At 53.0% G+C, this 24093-nt stretch carries 23 protein-coding genes and 1 riboswitch; of the genes, 14 read left to right on the forward strand and 9 right to left on the reverse strand.

Annotation, left to right across the window (positions count from 1 at the left end; genetic code table 11):
• Positions 1-40: 40 nt before the first annotated feature.
• From B1757_RS08350 to B1757_RS08360, 3 genes are all read right to left on the reverse strand, one after another.
• Positions 41-1474, reverse strand: coding sequence for a murein hydrolase activator EnvC family protein (locus tag B1757_RS08350; protein ID WP_101537874.1), 1434 nt, complete (start codon positions 1472-1474; stop codon positions 41-43).
• Positions 1475-3004 carry a 2,3-bisphosphoglycerate-independent phosphoglycerate mutase gene (gpmI, locus tag B1757_RS08355; RefSeq protein ID WP_101537875.1) on the reverse strand — a complete coding sequence of 510 codons (1530 nt, stop codon included), beginning with the start codon at positions 3002-3004 and terminating at the stop codon, positions 1475-1477.
• Positions 3005-3068: 64 nt separating this feature from the next.
• The gene (locus B1757_RS08360; RefSeq protein ID WP_101537876.1) at positions 3069-5555 is read right to left on the reverse strand and encodes a glycogen/starch/alpha-glucan phosphorylase; all 2487 of its coding nucleotides are present in this window, start codon (positions 5553-5555) and stop codon (positions 3069-3071) included.
• Between the two features lie 219 nt (positions 5556-5774).
• On the opposite strand from B1757_RS08360, the gene B1757_RS08365 reads away from it, so the two are divergent.
• Positions 5775-6161, forward strand: coding sequence for a rhodanese-like domain-containing protein (locus tag B1757_RS08365; protein WP_101538041.1), 387 nt, complete (start codon positions 5775-5777; stop codon positions 6159-6161).
• A 10-nt stretch (positions 6162-6171) separates the two neighbouring features.
• Here B1757_RS08365 and B1757_RS08370 read toward each other — a convergent pair whose 3' ends face one another.
• The gene (locus B1757_RS08370; RefSeq protein ID WP_101537877.1) at positions 6172-7113 is read right to left on the reverse strand and encodes a carbohydrate kinase family protein; all 942 of its coding nucleotides are present in this window, start codon (positions 7111-7113) and stop codon (positions 6172-6174) included.
• Positions 7114-7235: 122 nt separating this feature from the next.
• Here B1757_RS08370 and B1757_RS08375 point away from each other — a divergent pair, with 122 nt between their 5' ends.
• From B1757_RS08375 to B1757_RS08425, 11 genes are all read left to right on the forward strand, one after another.
• Entirely contained in the window at positions 7236-7850 is a 615-nt protein-coding gene (locus tag B1757_RS08375) for an outer membrane beta-barrel protein (RefSeq protein WP_101537878.1), read from the forward strand.
• 117 nt (positions 7851-7967) lie between these two features.
• Entirely contained in the window at positions 7968-9137 is a 1170-nt protein-coding gene (gene metK, locus B1757_RS08380) for a methionine adenosyltransferase (RefSeq protein WP_101537879.1), read from the forward strand.
• A 35-nt stretch (positions 9138-9172) separates the two neighbouring features.
• A riboswitch (S-adenosyl-L-homocysteine riboswitch) is annotated at positions 9173-9254 on the forward strand.
• Between the two features lie 21 nt (positions 9255-9275).
• The gene (ahcY, locus tag B1757_RS08385; protein ID WP_101537880.1) at positions 9276-10682 is read left to right on the forward strand and encodes an adenosylhomocysteinase; all 1407 of its coding nucleotides are present in this window, start codon (positions 9276-9278) and stop codon (positions 10680-10682) included.
• A complete protein-coding gene (metF, locus tag B1757_RS08390) occupies positions 10682-11500 on the forward strand; it encodes a methylenetetrahydrofolate reductase [NAD(P)H] (protein WP_101537881.1) in 819 nt (272 codons plus the stop codon). Before ahcY ends, metF begins: the two co-directional genes overlap by 1 nt.
• Before the next feature lie 148 nt (positions 11501-11648).
• Entirely contained in the window at positions 11649-12527 is an 879-nt protein-coding gene (locus tag B1757_RS08395; protein ID WP_101538042.1) for a phosphoribulokinase, read from the forward strand.
• 324 nt (positions 12528-12851) lie between these two features.
• Positions 12852-13925 carry a DUF3034 family protein gene (locus B1757_RS08400; RefSeq protein ID WP_101537882.1) on the forward strand — a complete coding sequence of 358 codons (1074 nt, stop codon included), beginning with the start codon at positions 12852-12854 and terminating at the stop codon, positions 13923-13925.
• Between the two features lie 26 nt (positions 13926-13951).
• Entirely contained in the window at positions 13952-14425 is a 474-nt protein-coding gene (locus B1757_RS08405; protein ID WP_101537883.1) for a group I truncated hemoglobin, read from the forward strand.
• A gap of 164 nt (positions 14426-14589) precedes the next feature.
• Positions 14590-15126: an OmpA family protein gene (locus B1757_RS08410; RefSeq protein ID WP_101537884.1), complete on the forward strand. Its 537-nt coding sequence runs from the start codon at positions 14590-14592 to the stop codon at positions 15124-15126.
• A gap of 103 nt (positions 15127-15229) precedes the next feature.
• Positions 15230-15655: a hypothetical protein gene (locus B1757_RS08415; RefSeq protein WP_101537885.1), complete on the forward strand. Its 426-nt coding sequence runs from the start codon at positions 15230-15232 to the stop codon at positions 15653-15655.
• Complete coding sequence (locus tag B1757_RS08420) at positions 15634-16152, forward strand: YiiX/YebB-like N1pC/P60 family cysteine hydrolase (protein ID WP_101537886.1); 519 nt, start codon at positions 15634-15636, stop codon at positions 16150-16152. The genes B1757_RS08415 and B1757_RS08420 overlap by 22 nt, the downstream gene beginning before the upstream one ends.
• Positions 16153-16312: 160 nt before the next feature.
• The gene (locus tag B1757_RS08425; protein WP_101537887.1) at positions 16313-16603 is read left to right on the forward strand and encodes an iron oxidase; all 291 of its coding nucleotides are present in this window, start codon (positions 16313-16315) and stop codon (positions 16601-16603) included.
• Positions 16604-16680: 77 nt separating this feature from the next.
• Here B1757_RS08425 and B1757_RS08430 read toward each other — a convergent pair whose 3' ends face one another.
• From B1757_RS08430 to B1757_RS08445, 4 genes are read right to left on the reverse strand one after another with little or no spacing between them, the layout of a single operon-like run.
• A complete protein-coding gene (locus tag B1757_RS08430; protein ID WP_101537888.1) occupies positions 16681-17484 on the reverse strand; it encodes a helical membrane plugin domain-containing protein in 804 nt (267 codons plus the stop codon).
• Between the two features lie 11 nt (positions 17485-17495).
• Positions 17496-18635 (reverse strand): NAD(P)/FAD-dependent oxidoreductase, encoded by a 1140-nt coding sequence (locus B1757_RS08435; protein WP_101537889.1) that lies wholly within the window; start codon positions 18633-18635, stop codon positions 17496-17498.
• Between the two features lie 40 nt (positions 18636-18675).
• The gene (locus tag B1757_RS08440; protein ID WP_010637198.1) at positions 18676-18906 is read right to left on the reverse strand and encodes a sulfurtransferase TusA family protein; all 231 of its coding nucleotides are present in this window, start codon (positions 18904-18906) and stop codon (positions 18676-18678) included.
• 51 nt (positions 18907-18957) lie between these two features.
• Positions 18958-19335 carry a DsrE/DsrF/DrsH-like family protein gene (locus tag B1757_RS08445; RefSeq protein ID WP_253253786.1) on the reverse strand — a complete coding sequence of 126 codons (378 nt, stop codon included), beginning with the start codon at positions 19333-19335 and terminating at the stop codon, positions 18958-18960.
• Positions 19336-19810: 475 nt separating this feature from the next.
• On the opposite strand from B1757_RS08445, the gene B1757_RS08450 reads away from it, so the two are divergent.
• Together B1757_RS08450 and B1757_RS08455 are read left to right on the forward strand one after the other, a co-directional pair.
• Positions 19811-21094, forward strand: coding sequence for a sigma-54 interaction domain-containing protein (locus B1757_RS08450; RefSeq protein WP_438263620.1), 1284 nt, complete (start codon positions 19811-19813; stop codon positions 21092-21094).
• Positions 21095-21176: 82 nt separating this feature from the next.
• Positions 21177-22721, forward strand: coding sequence for a 2-isopropylmalate synthase (locus tag B1757_RS08455; protein WP_101537892.1), 1545 nt, complete (start codon positions 21177-21179; stop codon positions 22719-22721).
• Between the two features lie 53 nt (positions 22722-22774).
• On the opposite strand, the gene B1757_RS08460 is transcribed toward B1757_RS08455, so the two are convergent.
• Positions 22775-24091 carry a tetratricopeptide repeat protein gene (locus B1757_RS08460; protein WP_101537893.1) on the reverse strand — a complete coding sequence of 439 codons (1317 nt, stop codon included), beginning with the start codon at positions 24089-24091 and terminating at the stop codon, positions 22775-22777.
• Positions 24092-24093: the final 2 nt, after the last annotated feature.

A 24093-nucleotide genomic window follows, 5' to 3' on the forward strand; every position in this document is an offset into this window, starting at 1 on the left:
ACAGGCTGTCGGTTTCCGAAACGGCGTGGCCAGGTCGGAATCAATTGTGAATGTAGTCCAAAGGATTGACGGGGTGCCCGCCATTGCGGATCTCGAAGTACAGGCCATCATTCCCCAGTTCGCCGCCACTACCTACAGTACCAACCTGATGCCCAGCCGCGATTTGTTCGCCGACGTGGGCATCGGTAGAACCCAGATGCCCATAAATACTGAGCAGGCTATGACCAATCTGGACGATCACAATCTGTCCATAACCTCTGAGGGGCCCTGCATACAGTACCATGCCCGGGGCGATGGCACGAACCGGCGTGCCTTGTGCAGCCTGAAAAGTAATGCCCTGCCAGTCCAGCCCACCGCTTACGCGCGGACTGCCATAGCGGGCGGTAATGGGACCGTTGACGGGGGCGGGATAGCGGCCATGACCGATGATCGGGGTGCTCGGAGGAGGCTGGCCCGCACTGGGGGCGGGGCTTGGTACAGGGGGCGCTGGCACGGTGCTGATCTTCGGAGGGCGCACGATCGTGGTCGGGGGAGCCGCATTTTCGGCTGCGCGCTGGACTTGCTCGGCGCGCTTTTCTTCCTGGGCTTTTTGTGCGGCCGCACGTCGTTCTGCCGCCAGGCGGCGCTGCTTTGCGGCGCGTGCTTCGGCGGCTGCCCGGGCTCTGGCGGCAGCCGCCCGTGCCGCCGCTTCAGCAGCCGCCTTGCGCTGGGCTTCGGCAACTGCTTCCTGATGCCGGAATTGGACCACCAGCCGACTTACCAGGCCATTGAGTATGTTGGCATTGGCCTGTAACTCGGCAATTTTGGCCTTATCCCTGGCGATCCGATCCGACAGTTGATTTTCCAGGGTGGCATGTTGCTGGCGCTGCTGGTTCAGAGTGTTTTCCTGGGCCTGGATTTGTGCGGCGAGTTTGACCAGACCCGCTTCGCGTTGTTCTACCTGAAGGCGAGCCTGAACAATTTGCGCAGCGGTATTTTGAGTTTTAACAATGAGTGCTGCCCGAGCCTTGGCCAGAGCGGCATAAAAAACGCTCATACGCCCCAGTTCTCCGGGTTTTTCGGTTTGCAGCCAGACCGCGAGGGGGGTGCTGCTGCCCAGCATGTAAGCGCCTTGCATCTGCTTGCCAAGAATCCCTTTTTGCTGGATTAATTCATTTTGCAAGGCAGTGATTTTTTCTTTGAGCGCCTTCAATTTATCCTGGGTTTGCCGTTGCTGGGTTTGAATACCCGCCAGTTTTTTGCGGGTGACGGTAATTTTTTGATCCAACACCTTGATTTCTTGGCGAAGCTCCGCCTGGGTTTTTTGGCCAGCGCTGAGATGGGCCTGAACCTGACCCAAATTCTCATGCAAGTGTTCCAGTTTTTCGCGGTTACTTTGAATTTTTTCCTGAAGCGAACTCGCATTTGCCGCCATGGGGAGTAATCCCGCCGTTACCAGCAGGATTGCCGAGCGCAGCAAATTCCCTGGGGTCATCTAGATGATCTGTACCAGATTTTTCCCACCCATTTCCGGTGGGGTGGGCAGACCCATTAAATGCAGCAAGGTCGGAGCAAGATCTTCCAAAGCACCACCCGCGTGAATTTTGGCGGGGCGGCCGATGTACAAGAGGGGCACTGGATTACAGGTATGGGAGGTATGGGCTTGGCCGCTTTCGGTATCCAGCATTTGCTCGACGTTACCGTGGTCGGCGGTGATGAGCACTTCGCCACCCACATGACGGACAGCACTGACAATCCGGCCAAGGCTGTGATCGACAGCTTCCACTGCGGCAATGGCGGCACTGAGCTTGCCACTATGGCCGACCATGTCGGGGTTGGCGATATTGCAGATGATGGCGTCGTACTGACGGCTTTCCACTTGTTCCACCAGGGCATCGGAGAGCGCCTGAACGCTCATTTCCGGTTGCAGATCATAAGTGGTGACTTTAGGGGAAGGGATAAGGATGCGATCTTCACCGGGAAAAACGGTTTCATCCCCGCCATTCAAAAAAAAGGTAACATGAGCATACTTTTCGGTTTCGGCAATACGCAACTGATGTAGACCACGGTTAGAAAGCCATTCACCGAGCGTATTTTTGATGCGGGTCGGAGGAAAGGCGACGTGCACATCAAAATGCTCACTATATTCCGTGAGGGTCACAAAATCGGCCAGTTTGGGCGTAACCTGACGAGGAAAACCATCAAAATCGGACTCGATGAAAGGGCGGGTAATCTGCCGGGCACGATCAGAACGAAAATTCATGAACAGCACAGCGTCATGATCCTGGATACAGGTAGGGGTGTTGCCGATGGAGGAGGGTGATACAAATTCATCACTTTCCCCGCGCGCATAGGCGGCGGCCAGGGCTTCCTGCCCATTGGGATAACGGGTTCCAGCACCCATCGTCAACAAGTCATAGGCCTGTTGCACACGATCCCAACGATGATCCCGATCCATGGCATAAAAACGGCCGATCAACGATACCAGTTTGCCACCATGAGCTTCAACCTGGGCATCCAGGTTTTCCAGAGAACTGGCGGCACAGCGAGGCAGGGTGTCTCGCCCGTCAAGAAAAGCATGCACATAGACGCGCTCCGCGCCCCGTTGCCGCGCCAGGCGGAGCGCTGCAAACAGATGCTCTTCATGGGAGTGCACTCCGCCTGCCGAGAGTAGTCCCAATATATGTACGGCACCACCCTGAGATTGCGCAGCATCTACCGCAGCACAAAGGGCACTGTTATGGTAAAAGCTGCCATCCAGTATTCCCCGGTTGATACGTTCATATTCCTGATAGACCACGCGTCCGGCGCCGATATTGATATGCCCGACTTCGCTGTTACCCATCTGACCACCGGGCAGGCCTACAGAGGCGCCGGAAGCGTTGAGGAGTTGATGGGGGTGGCTACGCCACCAGTCATCCCAGTTGGGGGTACGAGCCAGGGCAATGGCGTTGTTTTCCGGGTCTTCGCGGTAGCCCCAGCCATCCAGAATCAATAGGAGTAAGGGGCGCGGTGAGTGAGCCATCAATATTCTCTGTACAGGAAATAAATGCGAACAAAGCGCATTAAACCAGATTGACTGGATTCTGTCATGGGGCCATCACCAGAGGCTCGAGATGCCAGATATCCCTATTATATTCCTGAATGGTCCGGTCACTGGAAAAAACACCACTGGCAGCCGTATTCAAAATGCTCAGACGCTGCCACTCGGCCTGATCACGCCATAGCGCAGCGGCTTCCTGCTGCTTGAGTTTATAGCTGGTGAAGTCGGCCAGTACCATCCAGGGATCATGAGGATTATTCAAAGTCTGGATGATCGGATCGAAAACACACGGCTCGAAGGCATTGAAAAAACCGCTATATAAAAGCTCCATGACTCTTTGCAGATCATGATCGGCCTGCAGATAAATGTCGGGCCGGTAATCATGCCGTAAGCGGCTGACCTCATGCGCGTTCAGGCCGAAAAGAAAAAAATGCTCAGGCCCGACCGCCTCGCGAATTTCGATATTGGCACCATCCAGTGTCCCAATGGTCAGGGCGCCATTCATCATGAACTTCATGTTGCCGGTTCCGGAGGCTTCCTTGCCTGCTGTCGAAATCTGTTCGGATAAGTCTGTAGCTGCGCAGATTTTTTCCATGAGGGACACCCGGTAGTCGGGCAAAAAGCAGACCCGCAGGCGTCCGGCCGTATCGGCATCATGATTGACGACGTTGGCGATGTTGTTGATGAGCTTGATGATGCGCTTGGCCATGAAATAACCCGGCGCGGCCTTTCCGGCAAAGAGCACGTTGCGGGGGGTGACCTCGGCGCTTTCACCCCGTTTGATGCGGTCGTAGAGATGAATGACGTGGAGGGCATTCAGGAGTTGGCGCTTGTATTCGTGAATGCGCTTGACCTGGGTGTCGACCATGGCCCCCGGAATGAACTGCACCCCGGTATGTTCCTGCACCAGATGGGCCAGACGGGCCTTGTTGATTTGGCGGACGCCATCCCAGCGTTTGCGGAATGCCGGGTCCTCTGCAAAGGGGGCGAGTTTCTTCAGGTGATCCAGATCGTTTTTCCATTCGGGACCAATGTGTTCAGTCAGCAACTCCCGCAGGGCAGGGTTGGCCCATTGCAACCAGCGGCGCGGGGTGACGCCATTGGTCTTGTTGTTGAACTTTCTGGGCCAGAGGCGGTAAAAATCGGCAAATAGTTCCTCACAAAGTAACTCGGTGTGCAGTGCGGCAACGCCATTGATGGAGAAGCTGCCGACCACGGCCAGATGCGCCATGCGCACCATTTGTTCGTTACCTTCCTCAATGATGGACAGGCGCCGCAGTAGGGCGGTGTCACCGGGAGCCTTGCGGGCGACCTCCTGGAGGAAACGACCGTTGATCTCAAAAATAATTTCCAGCAGGCGTGGCAGCAGTTGCTGAAACAGGCGTACCGGCCAGCGTTCCAGGGCTTCGGGAAGGAGAGTGTGGTTGGTATAGGCCATGGTCTGGCTGGTGATGTTCCAGGCGCTGTCCCAGTCCAGGCCATGTTCGTCCATGAGTAAACGCATCAGTTCCGGCACTGCACAACTCGGATGCGTGTCGTTGAGCTGAAAGCAGTGCTGCTTGGCGAAGTGGCGGAAGTCCTCACCGTGGATGGCGACCCAGTCGGCAACCACATCCTGGAGGCTGGCAGAAGCCAGAAAGTACTGCTGACGCAGGCGCAGTTCCTTGCCGTTCTCGCTGCTGTCATTGGGGTACAGCACCATGCTGATATGTTCGGCGTTATTTTTGGCCGCCACCGCTTCCGGATAGGCCCCCGCGTTGAATTCACCCAGATCGAAGATGTCGGTGGAAGCCGCACGCCACAGACGCAGGGTGTTGACAACCTCATTGCGATAACCGGGTATGGGAATGTCATAGGGGACGGCGAGCACATCGTGTGTATCCACCCAGCGATGCTTGAGTTTGCCATGGGCATCGGCGTAGACATCGCTGCGCCCAAAAAAATGAACATGCCGCACCCTTTCCGGACGTTTCAGTTCCCAGGGATATCCGTTTTTCAACCAGTGGTCTGGTTCTTCCACCTGTTCACCGCCGCGGATCTCCTGACGGAACATGCCGTAACTGTAGCGAATACCATAGCCGGTGACGGGTAGGCCGAGAGAGGCGCAACTATCCAGGAAACAGGCGGCGAGGCGGCCAAGTCCACCGTTACCCAGGCCTGCATCCGGTTCTGCTTCAATGATGTCACTCAGGTGGCGATGTTCCTGTGCAACGGCCTTCTCGGCCGCTTCTTCCAAGCCAAGATTGAGCAAGGCATTGCCCATGGTGCGGCCCAGGAGAAATTCCAGGGATAGGTAAAAGGTGCGTTTGCCTTTTTCCTCTATCACTTTCTTTTGGGTGTTTTTCCAGCGCTCCACCAGACGATCGCGCAAACTCATGGAAAGTGCCGTGTAAAGATTGTTTTTCGAAGCATTTTCCTCATCGGCACCGAGCGTGTGCGCGAGATAATGGCGGGTGTCAGAACAGAGGCTGGTTTCGTCCATTCCAAGAGGGGGTAATTGGCATGCATCTTTACGTGAACGTTTGGCAGGCATGGTGAGACTCCTCTGGGCTAAGGAAAGATGTTTTCATCATAGAATAATATTATAGGCAAAGGAAAGGGATTATTATTCTTTGATTTTTCGTGAAAACGTTCCATTTTGCGCGCGCTGCCGGATGCGCGTGAAAGCGGATGGTGAGGGGTGCTAAACTCTGGTTCTGGGGCGGACGCAGGGGTGTATGCTCTTCAGCGAGGCAGAATGGAGAAGAAAATGATGGCGAAATCTCTGGCAGATTTTATACGGCATGCGCGGAGTCAGATTCGTGAAATTGACGTGGATACTTTGGAAGACTGGTTACGGACGCGGGATGATATCGTCCTTGTGGATGTGCGCGAAGCCCACGCTTTTATCGAGGGGCATCTGCCCGAAGCAATCCATGTCCCCCGGGGTTATCTGGAGGCTCTGGCGGACCCGGATTACGGTCATTGTCATCCGCTGCTTTCTCAGGCTCGGGATCGGGTGGTGGTATTGTATTGTGACAGCGGTACGCGCTCGGCACTATCCGCTGTCACCTTGCAGGAAATGGGCTTTAACGAGGTCTACAATCTGGGTGGAGGGATCAATGTCTGGGATGCGGAAGACAAGCCCATCGTGACCTGATAGCTCCTGATCAATCGAGTTTGCTGCCGAAATTTTCCTGATAACGTGCCTGAAATTCTGCCCAGGTAAAGTGATGATTCTGGGTGCCAGCCGTTTCGATTTTGTAAGCACCCATCAGGGAGGCAATTTTCCCGCAGGTTTCCCAGTCCCGCCCGCGCTCAAGACCATACAGCAAACCTGCCCGATAGGCGTCACCACAACCCGTCGGATCGATTACGGCCTTGGGTTTGGCGGCGGGAATGTGGGTTTCCTGGCCATCATGGTAAATCACGGAACCCTGTTCGCCCTTGGTGACAATCATGGCTTTCAGGCGCTGTTTAAGTTCATCCGGCTTGAGACCGGTGCGCGCCTGCACCATCTGGTACTCGTAGTCGTTCACCGTCAGGTAATCGGCCAGATCGATCAGTCGGGTCAGGGTCTGGGCATCAAAAAGGGGTAGGCCCTGACCAGGATCAAAGAGGGTCGGGATGCTGGCGCGGGTGAGATCTTCCAGATGTTGAACCATGGCACCCAGACCGTCGGGAGAGACAATGGCCCAATGGGTGTCACTGGGGATATGGCCTTCCAGATGATTGTCCTGGGCCATGAACATGGCTCCGGGATGAAAGGCGGTGATCTGGTTATCATCCAGATCGGTGGTGATGAAGGCCTGGGCGGTATAATGATCCGGGAGGATACGAATCAGGCTGGTATCCAGGCCTTGTTTTTCGAGATGCTCCAGGTAGGGGGTGAAGTCCTGTCCGGCGGTGCCCGCAATGATGGGATTGCCGCCCAGGAGTTTGAGGTTGTAGGCGATGTTTCCCGCACAGCCGCCAAAGTCCCGGCGCATTTCGGGGACTGTAAAGGACACATTCAGCATGTGTACCTGTTCCGGCAGAATGTGGGCCTTGAAACGGTCCTGAAACACCATGATGGTATCAAAGGCCAGTGATCCGCAGATCAATGTGGACATGACAACTCCTTGTTGGGTTTTTATCAAATTGCTAGGTTGGATGTGGTATTTTTGCTGAAATCAGTCTATTATCATAACAGGTTTTCAAGAATTGTGTTGTCCTGTCTGAGGTGGGTCTGGTCATGATCAGGGTTCTGGGTAATATGCTGGCGCTTTCGATGCTGGCTCTTGCTATTCCGGCATGGGCTGCGGAGCCGGTTGCCCATGACCAGACTTATGTGAACCTTTTTGGCGGGAACACGTTTTTTAGCAGTGCCAGTGGACTTGCTCAGCATGACAGCGGTCCAGTACTCGGCTTGCGTCTGGGGCAGCGCCTGGATGGACATCTGGGGGTGGAGGCGCAGGTGGCTGCCGCATTTGCTCATTTACAGGATATTGCTCCGCACTCCAAAGCGGCGGAAGCGAATCAGTTCAGTGGGGCATTGTTGGGTAATGTCTATGCTTTCAATAGCCCCAACACTCCCTTCCTCACCCTGGGTCTCGGGGCTTCCAGCAACCGGTTCAACCAGGATATAGGGCGCGGGACCTCGCTGATGGGGGTTTTTGGTCTGGGATATCAATACGCTTTGGGTGACCACTTTGGCCTGCGTCTGGATGTGCAGGATCAGCTGCTGTTCGACAGTCCGACGCCTAACGCCGCCAATCTTAATAATATTCAGGTCACGGGCGGCATCTCCTATTTTTGGGGGGGTAGTAAAAAAACGTCTTTCCCAATTATTGGCCCTTCCCGACCCTGAGCTTGAGTCTTTTTTGTTCGTGAAGTGAGTGTCTTTCACTTCGCTTGTCAGCATATCCTTTGCTATAGTGCGGTCTGTCCCCGACTCATCGGCCACGCCAGCAAGGAGCCTGAACGCATGTCCAAAAGCCATCTTTTTACTTCTGAATCTGTTTCCGAAGGTCATCCCGACAAGGTCGCAGACCAGATTTCCGATGCCATCCTGGATGCCATCCTCGCCCAGGATACCCGTGGTCGGGTTGCCGCAGAAACCCTGATTACTACCGGACTGATCGTGCTGGCTGGTGAAATCACCACGACTGCCACCGTCGATTATGCCGACGTGGCCCGGCAAACCGTGCGCCGTATCGGCTATGACTCATCGGAAATGGGTTTTGACTGGGCTTCCTGTGCCGTAGTCCAGACCCTCGATAAACAGTCTCCGGATATTGCCCAGGGCGTGGATGAAGGGGCAGGGCTTGATCTGGATCAAGGCGCTGGCGATCAGGGCTTGATGTTCGGCTTCGCCTGCGATGAAACCGATGTACTGATGCCGACCCCGATTTACTTTGCTCATCGTCTTACCGAGCGCCAGGCCTTGGTGCGCAAGGATGGCCGTCTGCCCTGGTTGCGACCCGATGCCAAAAGTCAAGTCACTGTGCGTTACGAAGATGGCCGCCCGGTAGCGATTGATGCCGTCGTGCTTTCCACCCAGCATAGCCCGGATATTTCTCATGCTGACCTTGTGGAAGCCGTGCAGGAAGAAATCATCAAGCCGGTCTTGCCCTCGGAAATGCTCCATAAGGATACCAAGTACCTGATCAATCCTACCGGCCGTTTTGTGATTGGTGGACCTGTTGGGGATTGCGGCCTCACCGGTCGCAAAATCATCGTTGATACCTACGGTGGTCAGGGAAGTCATGGCGGCGGCGCCTTTTCCGGGAAAGACCCTTCCAAGGTTGATCGCTCCTCTTCTTACGCTGGCCGTTACGTGGCTAAAAACATTGTCGCCGCTGGTCTGGCGAGCCGTTGTGAAGTCCAGGTGGCATATGCCATCGGCGTTTCCCAACCCGTCAGCCTGATGGTGGACACCTTTGGTACTGGCAAAATTGATGATGATCGTATAGCCGCCCTGGTACGGGAACATTTTGATCTGCGCCCCAAGGGTATTATTCAGATGCTCGATTTGTTGCGCCCGATTTACGGGAAAACGGCAGCATATGGACATTTTGGTCGTGAAGAACCGGAATTCACCTGGGAGCGGACGGACAAGGCTGCGGCCTTGCGGGATGCTGCCGGACTGCGGTAAAAAGCTTTGTGCGGAGCTGGTCTCCGCCAGATGATCGAGTCGAGGAGCGCTGCAGTCGCCATATTTCTGGCGGTCAGGCTCGGCCCGGTTACTCCCGTAAAACCGCGCTCGCTTTCATGATAAAAGGAAATGACCTGCATGAATGCTGTGCTGAAAACTGCTGAAGACTATAAAGTGGCGGATATGTCCCTGGCAGCCTGGGGACGCAAGGAAGTCCGTATTGCCGAAACCGAAATGCCGGCCCTGATGGCCATTCGTCGCAAGTATCAGGCCCAACAGCCACTCAAAGGTGCGCGTATTGCCGGTTGTATCCACATGACCATCCAAACGGCGGTGCTCATCGAAACTCTGGTGGCTTTGGGGGCTGAGGTGCGCTGGTCTTCCTGCAATATTTTTTCTACTCAGGATCAGGCAGCGGCGGCTATTGCCGCAGCCGGTATTCCGGTTTTTGCCTGGAAGGGTGAAAGTGAGGAAGAATACTGGTGGTGCGTGGAACAGACCATTACCGGACCCGATGGCTGGCGGCCGAACATGATTCTCGATGACGGTGGTGACCTGACCGGCTTGCTCCACGATAAATACCCCGAGTTGCTGGAAAACATTCATGGCGTTTCCGAAGAAACTACCACGGGTGTTCATCGTCTCTGGGAAATGGCCAAGGAAGGCAAACTCAAGGTGCCGGCCATCAATGTCAATGACTCGGTGACCAAAAGTAAAAATGACAACAAGTATGGTTGTCGCCACTCCCTCAATGATGCCATCAAGCGCGCTACCGACCACTTGTTGTCGGGTAAGCGCGCCCTGGTGCTGGGTTATGGTGATGTGGGCAAGGGGTCGGCCGCTTCCCTGCGTCAGGAAGGCATGATTGTGCGGGTCACCGAGGTCGATCCCATTTGTGCCATGCAGGCCTGTATGGATGGTTTTGAAGTAGTTTCACCCTATCAGAAAGGCATTAATGATGGTACTGATGCCTGTATAGATCGGGGACTGCTGGGACAGACCGATCTGCTGGTGACAGCCACGGGTAATTACAATGTCTGCGATGCGGGCATGTTGAAGGCTCTCAAGAAGGGCGCGGTGGTGTGTAATATCGGTCACTTTGATAATGAAATTGACACGGCTTTCATGCGTGCCAACTGGGCCTGGGACGAGGTCAAGGCTCAGGTGCACAAGGTGTATCGCGATGCGTCGGCGGGCAAGGACTTTAACGCCGACAGCGATGATTACCTGATTCTTTTGTCCGAAGGGCGACTGGTCAATCTGGGCAATGCCACCGGGCATCCCAGCCGCATCATGGATGGCTCTTTTGCTGACCAGGTGCTGGCCCAGATTCATCTTTACGGTGAGCGCTTTGCCGACCTGTCTGCCGATCAGAAGGCCTCCCGAATTACGGTTACCGTGTTGCCGAAAACCCTGGATGAGGAAGTGGCTCGATATATGGTAGAAGGTTTTGCCGGGGTGCTGACGCAGTTAACGTCTGCCCAGGCGGATTATCTGGGTGTGGACGTCCATGGTCCCTTCAAGAACGACGCATATCGTTACTGATGACGCACTCTATCGAGTTTTTCCCGCCGAAAAACACCGCAGGTGAGGAACGCCTGCGGGAAACTATCCGTGTCTTGAAGGCATTGAAGCCGGAATATGCTTCGGTGACCTACGGCGCGGGAGGCTCCACGCGAGAGCGGACTTTTGCCACGGTCGCCATGATCCGTCAGGAATATGATCTGGAGGCGGTTCCTCATCTGTCCTGTATCGGATCCACCGAAGCGGGCATCCGGGAAATCCTGGAAGCTTATCGTGATCAAGGTATTCAAAAGATTGTGGCTCTACGTGGCGATTTGCCCGAAGGGATGTCCAATCCCGGGCACTTTGAATATGCAGCTGATCTGGTAGCATTTATTCATCAATTTGGCGGTTTTGAGATTTACGTGGCGGGCTATCCGGAAATCCACCCCCGGGCTGCTTCTGCCCCGGATGATCTTCAGCATCTGACCGAAAAAGTGCGGGCGGGTGCAGATAGTATCATCACGCAGTACTTTTATAATCCGGACGCCTATTGGCAGCTTCTGGAAGATCTGCAAAAGCGTGGAGTGGATGTTCCTGTGGTCGTAGGGGTGATGCCCATCACCAACTTTGAGCAGATTACCCGCTTTTCTGCCATGTGCGGTGCCGAGTTGCCCCAATATATACGGCGACGTATGGAGGCCTTAGGTGATGATCTTCAGTCGCAGACTCAGTTTGGCATTGAACTGCTGAGTCGACAATGTGAACAGCTACTGTCTCAGGGCGCCCCCAGTTTGCATTTTTATACCCTGAATCAGCATGAGGCGACCGCTGCCATTTGGCAGAATCTCGGACTTTGATCGTTTTTGCGACGCTTTTGGTATTCCATGGACGCTGCATATGAGCGTTTCATATTGACCCTCAGACCTCCTTTGTTACACTGACCCAAAGGCGGCCTTGAATTATCTGGGTCAGCGCAAGCATTTTTCACACTATGAGGTTCATACCATGTCCAAGAAATATCCCGTTGTCGCGGTCACCGGTTCTTCCGGGGCGGGTACCACCACGGTCAAACATGCCTTTCATGATATTTTCAGGCGTGTGCAAGTCAATCCGGTCATTATTGAAGGGGATAGTTTTCATCGTTACAACCGGGCGGAAATGCGTGAAGCTATTGCCAAAGCGGCATCTGAGGGGAAAACCATCAGTCATTTTGGACCGGAAGGTAACGACTTTGAGGCTCTGGAACGTTTGTTTCGGAGCTATGGAGAAACCGGCCACGGGCAGCTGCGTTATTATGTGCACGATGAGGAAGAGGCTGAGTTGCGGGGTAGTGCGCCTGGAACCTTTACGCCCTGGCAGGATATACCCTCTGGTACAGATCTGCTTTTTTATGAGGGCCTGCATGGTGGTGTAAAAACTGAAGATGTGGATGTAGCAAATTACGTGGATTTGCTGGTGGGTGTAGTTCCGGTGGTAAATCTTGAATGGATCCAGAAAATTCATCGTGACAATGCTCAGCGCGGGTATTCTGCGGAAGCCATTGTCGACACGATTCTGCGCCGTATGCCGGATTATATTCACCATATTACTCCCCAGTTTTCACGGGCCCATATCAACTTCCAGCGCGTACCGCTGGTGGATACCTCCAATCCTTTCATTGCCCGGGATATTCCGACTCCCGATGAAAGCATGGTGGTTATTCGCTTTAGGGATCACAAGCTCGAGCATTTTCCGACCTTGCTGCAAATGATTCCCGGAAGTTTTATGTCCCGTGCTAATACCTTGGTGGTTCCGGGAACCAAAATGGGCTTTGCCATGGAAATTATTCTCGGACCGCGCATTGAACAAATGCTGGAAGAAAAAAAAGAAGCTCTTATGCTATAACGCATCATATTGAGTTAGTGATGGAACCGGTGCCAGCGCGTCTGGCACCGGTTTTTTTATGGATGAGTGAACGTCCAAATAATCGATCAGTAAGTGAAATCTGTCATGACGCGCGCTAGCAGATGTCATGACGTGTCATGATTAAGGATAGTCAGTACCCAGAATGAAGTACAAGGCGAATTTTATGTTTATAATTAAATAACAAATAGTTATATATAAATTTACGATTTTCTTTGGCTGTTTTTCATGTTGGCCTCTTTCTTGCTTTTGTGACCATGAATGTTTTTTTAACATTCAAGAATCGCTTAACGGCTAGGAGGAGGTATGAAAATGAAAAGTAAGACTGCGAAGTCACCTGCTACAAAAGTAGTTATCGTGGCGATGGCTTGTGCGCTTGGTGGGTTGGCTCCAGTTGCAGCTAGTGCAGCTATAGGATCTTCCTGTTTGTTTGGCCAGGGTCGTATCCTGGGTACAGGTGCCGTAACAGCAGTGGACGGTGCTGCTGGTGGTGGTATCAACCCCTGGGCCGTGATTTCCGGTTATGGTACGAATCAGCAGATAGGCGCCACAGCCTTTTATTCTCACGTATTACTGAATAATTATAATCTCAATGCTTACGGTGCATCAGTCGGAATATTTAATCGCATTGAAGTGTCATTTGCTCGGCAGGGATTCAGTTTAGGTAATACCGGTCAAACACTGGATCATCGTATTCTCAGCGTCGTGAGTGGAAAGCCGGTTCCTTTGGGAACATCCACCACTTCCGCGGCTCTTGGATTGAGCGGACCAGCATTTTTTGGCAGCAATTATGATTTGAATCAGGATATTGTTGGCCTGAAAGTCAGACTTTTTGGCAACATCGTCTATGACCAAAACTGGTGGGAACCTCAAGTATCCGTTGGCGTGGACTTTCACCACAATGAAATGCCTAAAAATTTAGCAGATACGTTGCATGTGAAACGTAATGGTGTCAGTTATTATTTGTCAGCTACCAAAGTATGGCTCAATGGTTTGTTTGGTTTAACGACCTTGGCAGACGTGAATATTGATGTGACCAACGCTAACCAGCAAGGGCTGTTGGGTTTTGGCGGCGTCAATGGTATGCGTTATAAGGTTGTTCCGGCGGCATCGGTAGGCGTTTTCCTGAATCGTCATGTGGTATTGGGCGCCGAATATCGGGGAATGCCCCAAAACCAGTTGATTGCACCGTCCAGCGGGGCCGGGAATTTCAGTACATTGGGGAATGCCGTATCCAAGACCAGCGCCTGGAAAGACGTCTACGTGGCCTGGTTCCCCTATAAACAGCTTTCTCTGACTGCGGCTTATGTGGATCTCGGTACTATTGCTACGGAAAAGAACCAGAACGGCCTGTATCTGTCTCTGACCACCAGTTTCTGATCTCACCCAATTACGAGGAGTTTAATATGTTTGCACGTACTTCTTCCCGTCTGTCGGCCATCAGCAAGGGTGTTGCTCTGGCGGCAGGTTTGACGGCAGTTTCCCTGATGGGGATTTCGACGGCATCGGCGCAGGATTATTATGCCCAGTATGGCGGTAAAGCAGGTATCACGGCGCTCATCAATACTTTTGTGGGTAATGTGGCCGCCGATCCTCATATCAATTACTACTTTGCTCATGCAAATATTCCGCAACTAAAATATCAACTGGTGCAACAGGTCTGTATGGCTGTGGGTGGACCCTGTAAGTATACCGGGCCGAGCATGCGCAAAGTGCATCAAGGCATGGATATTACCCAATCCGCATTCAACTATCTGGCCCAGGATATGATGAATGCCATGCAAACCCGCCGGATTCCGATGGCCGCCCAGAATTACCTGATTGCCATCCTGGCTTCCATGGAACCGCAAATTGTGACCGCCAATGGCCCCTTGGGTTGACCAGCGGATGACGCGATAAAATGTTCATTGTAGTCTCCTCCTCCCGCTAGCAAAATCGGGAACTTCAGGCTCCATCCCGGATGGGGCCTATTTTATGAGAACCGGTATCCGTTGTTGTAAATACAGTTTATCAGCCCAAAAAGTAGCTACTAAGGAGATGTCTCATGAAAAAAATATATCAACATACCCTGGCTGTAGCGGTTGTATTGGCTGCCGCTGGTTGTGGAACCAATCCTTTTGCCTGTGCACCGGGCATTCCGCCGGCGGCCCCGGCGGCTCCCGCAGCCAAACCTGCTCCGGCACCGAAGATTGCGCCCGTGCAACATACGGTTCTGGAAAGCAAACCTATTACCATCACCGGAATCAATTTTCAGACCAATTCTTCCCGGCTGATCAGCCATGATATTGCGGTATTGGATCAGGTGGCTGATTTTGCGCACAAACATGCGGATGCGGTGCTGGATGTGAATGGTTACTGCAGTAAAACCGGGAGTTTTGCCTACAATCAGAAACTGTCCGAGGAACGGGCACAGAGTGTCGCTGGTTATCTGGAAGCCCACGGGGTAAATGCCTCACGGATTGTGACCAAAGGTCATTCCTATCTGGATCCGGTGGCCAGCAATGCGACCGCCAAGGGCCGATTCATGAATCAACGTGTAGAAATCAATTCCAGTATCAAGGTGCGCAAAACCGTACAATAATCTGCTGTTCCATTAAACTTCAGGAGACTGATATAGGCAATACAGCTTCAGGTATTGCCTGTTGATTTTTGGGGTAAAAAATTGTCTGAAGGAGAAATATAGCGTGCGGAAATTCCTGAAAATCATGATCTTGGCAGGCATGTCAACTAGTATTGCTGCCTGTGGACTGTTTAACAGTTCGGGTCCGGAAAATGTAGCGATGCATTTTGTGCATGGCATGGCAAAAGGAGATATTCAGCAAGTCGACAAGCTGGTGTATTGGGGACCGGAAATCCATAACTCTGCACAGCCTTATGCCCTGCGTCTTGAAGAAGCGAAGGTCAATGGCTATGTGATGGCTACCTATCAACGTCTGCAGGCTGATGGAGGATTGAAAGAAGCCAAGATAGTCAAAAATGAGCACACCCTGGTCAATGGCGTAGAGCATGCGACGATTGTTATTCAGTTGATTCCCAAAAAAGGGGCCCCAAGAGATACGACCCTGCAAATGCTGCGACGAGACGGAAAATGGTTCGTGAGTGTGGACTGACTGCTTATCTGCTGGTTCGTGAGGGGCTGGGAGTGGAGGCGCGTCTGGTGCGCCTCAAGGACCGTGGACCCTGGACGCATGTGGGGCTCATGGTTGGCGGCACGTTATTTGAAAGTGTGCCGTCAACGGAACGTACCCATGGAGGTGTGCGGGTGGGGAGGTTGGCAGAATTTTCTGCAGCAGAACGGGCAGTGAGCGTGGGATATGTACCGATCTCCCTCGTGGAACCTCAGTGTCAAAACCTGTTTCGCTGGTGTCAGAAACAGGTAAAAGCGCAGATTCCTTTTGATGATCTCTATAACCTGGAGGATGACCGGACATTGTATTGTACGGAATTTGTCTACAAGGCTTTTTTGCAGATTCACATCAACCTGCTCTCGGCTGAACTCAGCAGTTTATCCATCCCCCTTGTCGGTAAGAGAAAAGTGATTTTTCCGCGTGATTTGATTGGCATGAAGCCTGTTTCTCATAATCTTCATGTTCTGAATCAGGGATGATTTCAGCGAAAAGGCGCGGCTGCCATAACTATATTCATTCAGACAAATTTAATGAGATTTTTTTGCCGCCGGTTTTGAAATTTTGCATCTATCCGGATAGATATTCCGTATACCTTAGTGGGCCTAACAGCCTCTTTTTTATTATCTAGGAGAATGTGTTATGAAATCCATGAATCGTCGTGAATGGTTGAAATCCACCGGAAAAATAGCTGCCACTGTTGCTGTCGCCCCCTTGGTGTTTTCCTCAATGGCCCATGCGGGAACTGCGGATAGTTTGCAAAGTAAAAGCTCCGTGAGTTATCAAAATCATCCCAGCGGGAAAGATATGTGCTGTAACTGCACGCATTTTGTACCTGGAGCATCACCCAAGGTGGACGGTACCTGCAAGGTGGTCGCTGGAAAGATCAGTCCCCATGGTTATTGTTTTGCCTACACACCCATTTCCGATTAATCAGCAGATATAAAAAAGCCCCTCAACATCAGGGGCTGCAAGCGGGGCGAGTAGAACGCTTTAAAAAGATTATTTGATCAGTGTTTCAGTCGGCAGGAGCGGAAGTGTTTGCCGACCAGCATGAGGAACTGGATGGTTTGCTGGGTTTCGGGCTTTTTCATCATCTCCCACAGGCCGCCAATGCCGCCCTTGGGGGCAGGAGCACTAGCGGCCTCTTCGGTGGCACCGCTGAGGCAATGCAGGAAATCGGTGAGAATATGATCCTGGTCCATTTTCTCAGCGACGCCGAGCAGCCGGTCCATGACCCCGGTTCGTGTTGCCCGGTCCAGGAGACACATGGCATCAGTGGCCAGAGAAGCGAGACGGGATACCATTTCATCACTCATGGAGTCACCGGCCGCTCCGGCCATACGGGCCAGATGCACAATGCGCTCCAGATCCCCGTTTTCCACCAGTGCCGAGATGGCCGGCAGGGCATTGGCAATCTGACTGCGATTTACCCGATCCAGTAAGTCCAGACCATCACTGGCCAGACCCGCCAGACGTCCGACCATTTCATCACTCATGGAATCGGCAGCGGCACCACTGAGACGGGCCAGATGCACGATGCGCTCCAGATCCCCGTTTTCCACCAGGGAGCTGATGGTCGGCAGGGCACGGGCTACCTGACTGCGGGTCACCTGATCCACCAGATCCAGACCATCACTGGCCAAGCCAGCTAAGCGGCCAACCATCTCATCACTCATGGAGTCCGCTGCTGCACCACTGAGGCGCGCCAGTTGCACAATTCGCTCCAGATCTCCGTTCTGCACCAGATGCACCAGTGCATCCTGGGCACGTTGCAGTTCATCCTGAGAAGTTTCTGCCATGACTGCAGCCATATGTCACCTCCTCAGAGTAAACCACGGGCAGTCGCCCAGTAGAGTTTGTTATAAGACATCTTGAAAGCGTGAACAGCACCAGTAGGTGCCTTGGGCTGAGGAGGCGTTTTGTAATCGAACATGGCATAAGTTGCCCGATCCTTGCCTGCCTCGATGAAGCAAAACACCTTGCCATCGTAGCTTTTTACCGGCCGCCCCATTTTGATGACTGCCGCCACATTCTCGGCAGCCGTTTCTGCCTCAAAGTGTGCGGTGGAACCCGCCTTGCTGATGGGTAGATTGGTGGTATCGCCGAGAACCAGAACATTTTTGCCATGTTCGCCTTCCATGTGCAGGGAAGAACGATTGGTGGGAATCCAGCCATTTTCGCCCAGGCCGTTTTTCTCGATGACCTCCTGACCCTTGTGGGGAGGTACAGCTACCAGCAGATCATATTTGACGGCACCCCCTTCCTCGCTCAACACTTCCGCGTTTTTACCGTCCACTTCCTTCATATTAAAAAGGGTTTCGTACTTGATACCCATCCGGTCAAATTCCGGTGCGGCCCACTTGGCGACATTTTCCAGGCTGTGCACGCGACCGATGGGGTAGGTGTAGTAGAATTCCGTTTTATCCAGCAGACCGCGATCCTTGATGAAGTCGTGCATGGCAAAAGTGATTTCCAGGGGAATCATCGGGCACTTGTGGGGCAGGCCCACCGTAATCATAATGCGGCCACCCTTGAAGTCCGACAGTTGCTTGAAGAATTCCACGGCATCGTCGGCAGTGTAGCAGTTGATGGAATTTTCCTTGAGGCCGGGGATTTTCTCGGGCAAGGGCCGCGAGCCGGTCGAAATGACAATCAGGTCATATTCATGAACCTTCCCGCTTTTGCACTTGACGTGATTCTCGGCCAGATGAAATTCTTCGACGGGGTCCACATGAAATTCAATGCCTGGCTCCAGCAGGCTTTGCTGCTCCCGGACCAGCTCGTCGGGAGTGGCGCGCCCCATAGCTACATAGAGCCAGCCCGGCTGATACACATGCTCATGGCTGGCTGACAACATGGTAATGCGTGCTTTGCCGGTTTTCATTTCATGGTGAATACGCCGGGCCAAGTGATTCGCGAAAATGGTACCGCCCATACCGCCACCTACAACCAGAATTCTCATGATGTCACACTCCTTGGGTTGTTTGACCCTGTGATTGTTTTTACTTGGCCTTGCGAACCCGGATATGCCAGGTCCCTTCGCCATCCTGTTCAGTGTCTACCATTTCGTGCCCGACTTTTTTGATCCACTCTGGAACATCAGCTGCGGAACCGGCATCGGTGGATAACAGCTCCAGGGTATCGCCCACCTGCATCATTTTCATGTTGGAAATCAGTTCCATCAGTGGACCGGGGCAAAAGCTGCCACGGGCATCTACGACGCGTTCACTCATGTGCTACTCCTTACTCGCGCTGTTGGTTATGGGGATATCATCAACAAAACATCAGAAAGTCAGAATCTGACCGCCTTCGGCATCGCTGAAAAATTTGGTCAGTCCAAGAGGACCTGCGACGATCTCTTCCATGCCGTCCTCTTTGACACCGAGGACATCCATGGCCATGGAGCAAGCCCAGATTTTGGCATCTCCCAGCTCCACCGCCTGTTCGAAAATCTGATAGAAGGGAGGCACTTTGCGTTCCGCCATGGCTTCTCCCAACTTGCCTTCGGCCGGCGCTTCCTTGCTATGCCCTTTAATGAAGTAGGGGAAGGCATTCATGGACAGAAAAATATGGACATCAGTCCCAGATACAGCGGCTACCGAAGCCGCCATCGCCGCAAACTGCAGCTTTTCGCGCTCACCGCTCAAGCAAATAATATACATGCCAGACATAGAGATTCCTCTTGGTAGTGAATGCCAATTGGGTAGCAGTAAATATGCCAGATATACATCGGGACTGTTTTTTTTAAGCTAAACGTTTCATTCCTATGTTGAGTTAAAAAATAATAATAATCTGATTGAACGTTTGACTGTGGTATTTAACCCGGGGGCTTATGAATCATGTCATGACATGTCATGACATGGGCATGACAGAACCAATAACTGCCGCCTATAAATAAATATAATTTGGCTATCCTGATAAAAAATTTCATGCATCCAAGCAGAGAGAGGATGCGTATTATTTGCAAATACCTATTTATATCGTAAATATATGACAAAAGCCGACCAGGCACCGAGGCAAATGATGGATATGCGAAATCGTAATCCCAGTTCTTCCTTAGGACACAAGTCCACCCAAAAGTCCAAGCCTGCCCTCGGGCTGGATGTACAAAGTGTTTTGAACATCCAGCAAAATCCCATGGTTTTAATTGATGAGCACTATCGGATCATTGCGGCCAATCGCGCTTATCAGGAAGCCTATGGTATGCAAGCCGATGAGGTATTAGGGCGTTGCTGTCATGAAATTTCCCATCATTCGCCGGTCCCTTGTCATATGCGCGGTGAGGATTGTCCCCATCAAGCGGTGTTCACGACGGGCGAGGCCCACGAAGTGCGGCATATTCATTATGACCATCAGAATCATGCGGAACACGTGCGTATTCGTGGTCATGCTATAAAAGATCAGGACGGCAATACCTATTTAGGTGAGGAGATTATTCGTCTTCCCCACCAGGATGATGAAATTACCTGCGGAGAAATGCGCATGGTCGGTCGTTCTCCGGCCTTTCTGAAATGTTTGCATCACATTGAAATGTCTGCCCGCACCGATGCCAGTATTTTACTGTACGGGGAAAGCGGCGTCGGTAAAGAACTGGCCGCCAGCGCGCTGCACCAGTTTTCCGCCCGGGCTGCGGGAGCCTTTATTACCGTCGATTGTGCCTCCCTTCCGGAAACCTTGTTTGAAAGTGAAATTCTGGGTCATGAAAGAGGCGCTTTTACCGGTTGTTTGGGGCGCAAGCGTGGTCTTTATGAAATGGCGGATGGGGGAACCCTGTTTCTGGATGAAGTCGGTGAGTTGCCGCTGAGCATGCAGGCCAAATTATTACGGGTTCTGGAAACAGGTACCTTTCGGCGTCTGGGGGGGGCGGAAACCTTGCAGGCGAACGTGCGTATCATCGCGGCGACGAATCGCAATCTGCTGGAAATGGCAGGGCAAAGACAATTCCGTGAAGATCTATATTATCGGTTGGCCGCTATCACCATCGATCTGCCGCCCTTGCGGGAGCGTCGAGAAGATATTCCCGGCATAGCTTCGGTGCTGCTGGAGCGCATCGGAAAAAGTTGGGGAGGGCAATGGTCGCTCTCGAAAGAAGCAGAAAAACGTTTATTTGCCTATGATTTTCCAGGCAATGTTCGGGAGTTGCGGAATATTCTGCAAAAAGCGGCGGCTTTGGCCGATGGGCCGGTTATTCAGGCGAGTCATCTGGATTTTGAGTTACCCCAGCCCAAGGCGGTATCACACCTATCCGTATCTGATGAAGTGAATGATTCTGTCATTCGCCCGACAGCGCTGCGCAATGGCGGTCAACCTGATGATCTGGATGGCTTGTTACGTCAATATCGGGGGAATCGTCGTCGGGTTGCCGAAATTCTGGGCGTGAGTGAACGAACGGTGTACCGCTGGTTACGACGTGGTTCCTGAGCGGATGAGCAGTTATCCTGCAGTGGTCTTCGTGAAAATCGCATAGCAGGTTACAATCTCCCATCAGATCGGGAGGAAGAACATGACGACGTCCACAGAACACTTGATCATTTTTGATACCACCCTGCGTGATGGCGAGCAGTCACCGGGAGCCTCCATGACCCGGGAAGAAAAGCTGCGGATTGCCCAGGCCCTGGAACGCCTGCAGGTGGATGTCATCGAAGCAGGTTTTCCCGTCGCCAGTCCCGGGGATTTCGCCGCCGTGCAGGCCATTGCCCGAAATGTGCGGGAAAGTCGAATCTGTGGTCTGGCACGGGCACGGGAGGAGGATATCCGCCGTGCGGGTGAGGCGCTGAAAGAGGCCAATGCGGCGCGTATTCATACGTTTATTGCTACCAGTCCCATTCATATGCAATCCAAGTTGCGTATGCGACCCGACGAGGTGCTGGAGCGTGCGGTGGCTGCGGTCAAGCTGGCGCGACAATATTGCGATGATGTGGAATTTTCTCCCGAAGACGCGGGGCGTTCCGAAGAGGATTTCCTCTGCCGGGTCATTGAAGCGGTGATCCAGGCCGGGGCGCGCAGCATCAATATTCCCGACACGGTCGGCTATAACCTGCCCGATCGCTTTGGCCAGCTGATTGGCAACCTGCGGCAGCGGATTCCCAACGCAGATCAAGCCATATTTTCCGTACATTGCCATAATGATCTGGGACTGGCAGTGGCCAATTCCCTTGCGGCCGTGCAGCATGGTGCCCGCCAGGTGGAATGTACCATCAACGGTCTGGGAGAACGGGCTGGTAATGCTGCCCTGGAAGAAATCGTCATGGCGGTGCGCACTCGCCAGGACGTTTTCAGTTGTGATACGCGCATTGATACCAGCCAGATTGTCGCCACCAGTAAACTGGTTTCGACCATTACCGGTTTTCCGGTTCAGCCTAACAAGGCGATTGTCGGCGCCAATGCTTTTGCCCATGAGTCCGGTATTCATCAGGATGGTGTGCTCAAACATCGTGAGACCTATGAAATCATGCGTGCTGAGGATGTCGGCTGGTCCGCAAACCGCATGACCCTGGGTAAACTCTCAGGACGAGCGGCCGTCCGCGCCCGTCTGGAGGTTTTGGGCATTCACCTGGACAAAGACACCCTGGATCAGGTTTTTGCCCGTTTCAAGGACCTTGCCGACCGCAAGGCGGAAGTATTTGATGAAGATCTCCAGGCCCTGGTCAATGAAGATTTGCAGGAAGAGCAGGCTGAACATTATCGTCTGGGCTATTTGCGGGTCTGCTCGGAAATGGGCACACATCCCGAGGCGACCGTGGAAGTGTGGGTGGATGGCGTCGCCAAAACCGCCAAGGCAGTGGGCGGCGGCCCCGTGGATGCGGCCTTCAAGGCCATGGAAAGCCTTTTGAATAGCGAGGCTCATTTACTATTGTATTCGGTCAATGCCATTACCACTGGCACGGACGCCCAGGGTGATGTGACAGTTCGCCTGCAGGACGGGAGTGGTCGTGCCGTCAACGGTCAGGGTGCTGACACGGACATTGTCGTGGCCAGCGCCAAGGCCTATCTTTCCGCCATGAATCGCTTGCGCGGCCCTCAGGAGCGGCAACACCCGCAGCTTTAAGCGGATCAGCCCCGATGAAGGGGCCGATAACGCCAATAAACCCTGTCCGGATTTTATGCCGAAAGCAAGTTGGCTGCCTGATCGAATGTTTCCATGGCAGCCTGGGAATTCCCAAGATGTGTAAATATTTTCCCCTGCAGGACCAGGCTCTCGGCCAAGGTTTGTACTAAGGCCGTTGAATGGGCAGTGTATTCCTGGTTATGAAGTTTTTCGAGAATGGGTCTGGCTTGCTGGCATGAAGTCTCTGCACGATGGGCCTGTCCCATGCTCAGCTCGGAACTGGCACGCTGAAGATGGGTTCTTGCCAGCATTATTTGTAAATGTGGACCAAAATTTTCATGTAGTCGCTCTTGTAAATTGCCGAGAATGCTGACGGCGCTGCTCAGTTGGGCAACAGCCTGTTCATGACGGCTGGTACAGGCCAATATTTGTGCCTGCTCATTCAGGTTGACCGCTGCTTGGACCACCAGTGCTGGCATGTCCTGTTCCTGGAATTGCTCCTGCAACGCCGCCAGCTCCGTTTCCGCCTCACGATTGTGCTGTGTCGCCGCCTGTAATTGACCTTGAATACGCAAAGCCTGGCAGCGTTGCCCCTGTAGTCGGGCAAATTGCAGACGCCAGTCGGATAATTTATGGAGTTCTAGAGCTTCAGTGCTGTCTTGGAGAACAGCCTGAGCACGATCAATCAGGGACAAGGCATCGCTGCTTTGTTCTTGCATCAGAAACAGCTCTGCGAAGCCTGCCAGTGCGACTGACATGCGCAAACGAATTTGTGGTGGGCATTGCGTGTCCAGCTTGGTGATTACTGCGTCCAGATGTTCCAGGGCGCGACGGTAGTCGACTTCGGCATCGGCGAGATCCCGGTCCTGCAGAATCTTTGCCTGTGTCAGCAGGCTAAGGGCTAGATTCTGGGTCCAGTCGGGCATGTCTCCCACTTCCGCCCCTGGGTATGTCTGGAGCAAACTCAGGGCCTGTTGAACTAATGCAGCAGCATCTTCGTCTTGTCCCAAGGCGTGCATGGCTTCCGCCTCGCCACGCAGGGCGATTGCCTGTAACTCCTGCTGTGACAAGGTTCTGAAGCTATCAGTGTGGTTGGCTTCTTCTTGCGGGCTGGTCATCTCAATCACGCGGCGAAACTGTTCGATGGCCTGGTGAAATTCATAACGTTCAAGATGTAGGGCGCCTTTTTGAGAAAGCACCATGGCCAGTTCGTGATTCAGTTGCGGGACAATGGTTTTGCCAGAGCCCTGTTTGGCGGTTTTGCGCAAAACCGGTATATCTTGAGAACCGAAGGTTGTTGCTGGGTGATTGGAAACGGGATGTGGATTTACCAAAACGGGCTGTTGCTGTAACTGTTCTTCGTCGCTCATGC

The organism is Acidithiobacillus marinus (assembly GCF_002847505.1).
Taxonomy (GTDB): domain Bacteria; phylum Pseudomonadota; class Gammaproteobacteria; order Acidithiobacillales; family Acidithiobacillaceae; genus Acidithiobacillus; species Acidithiobacillus marinus.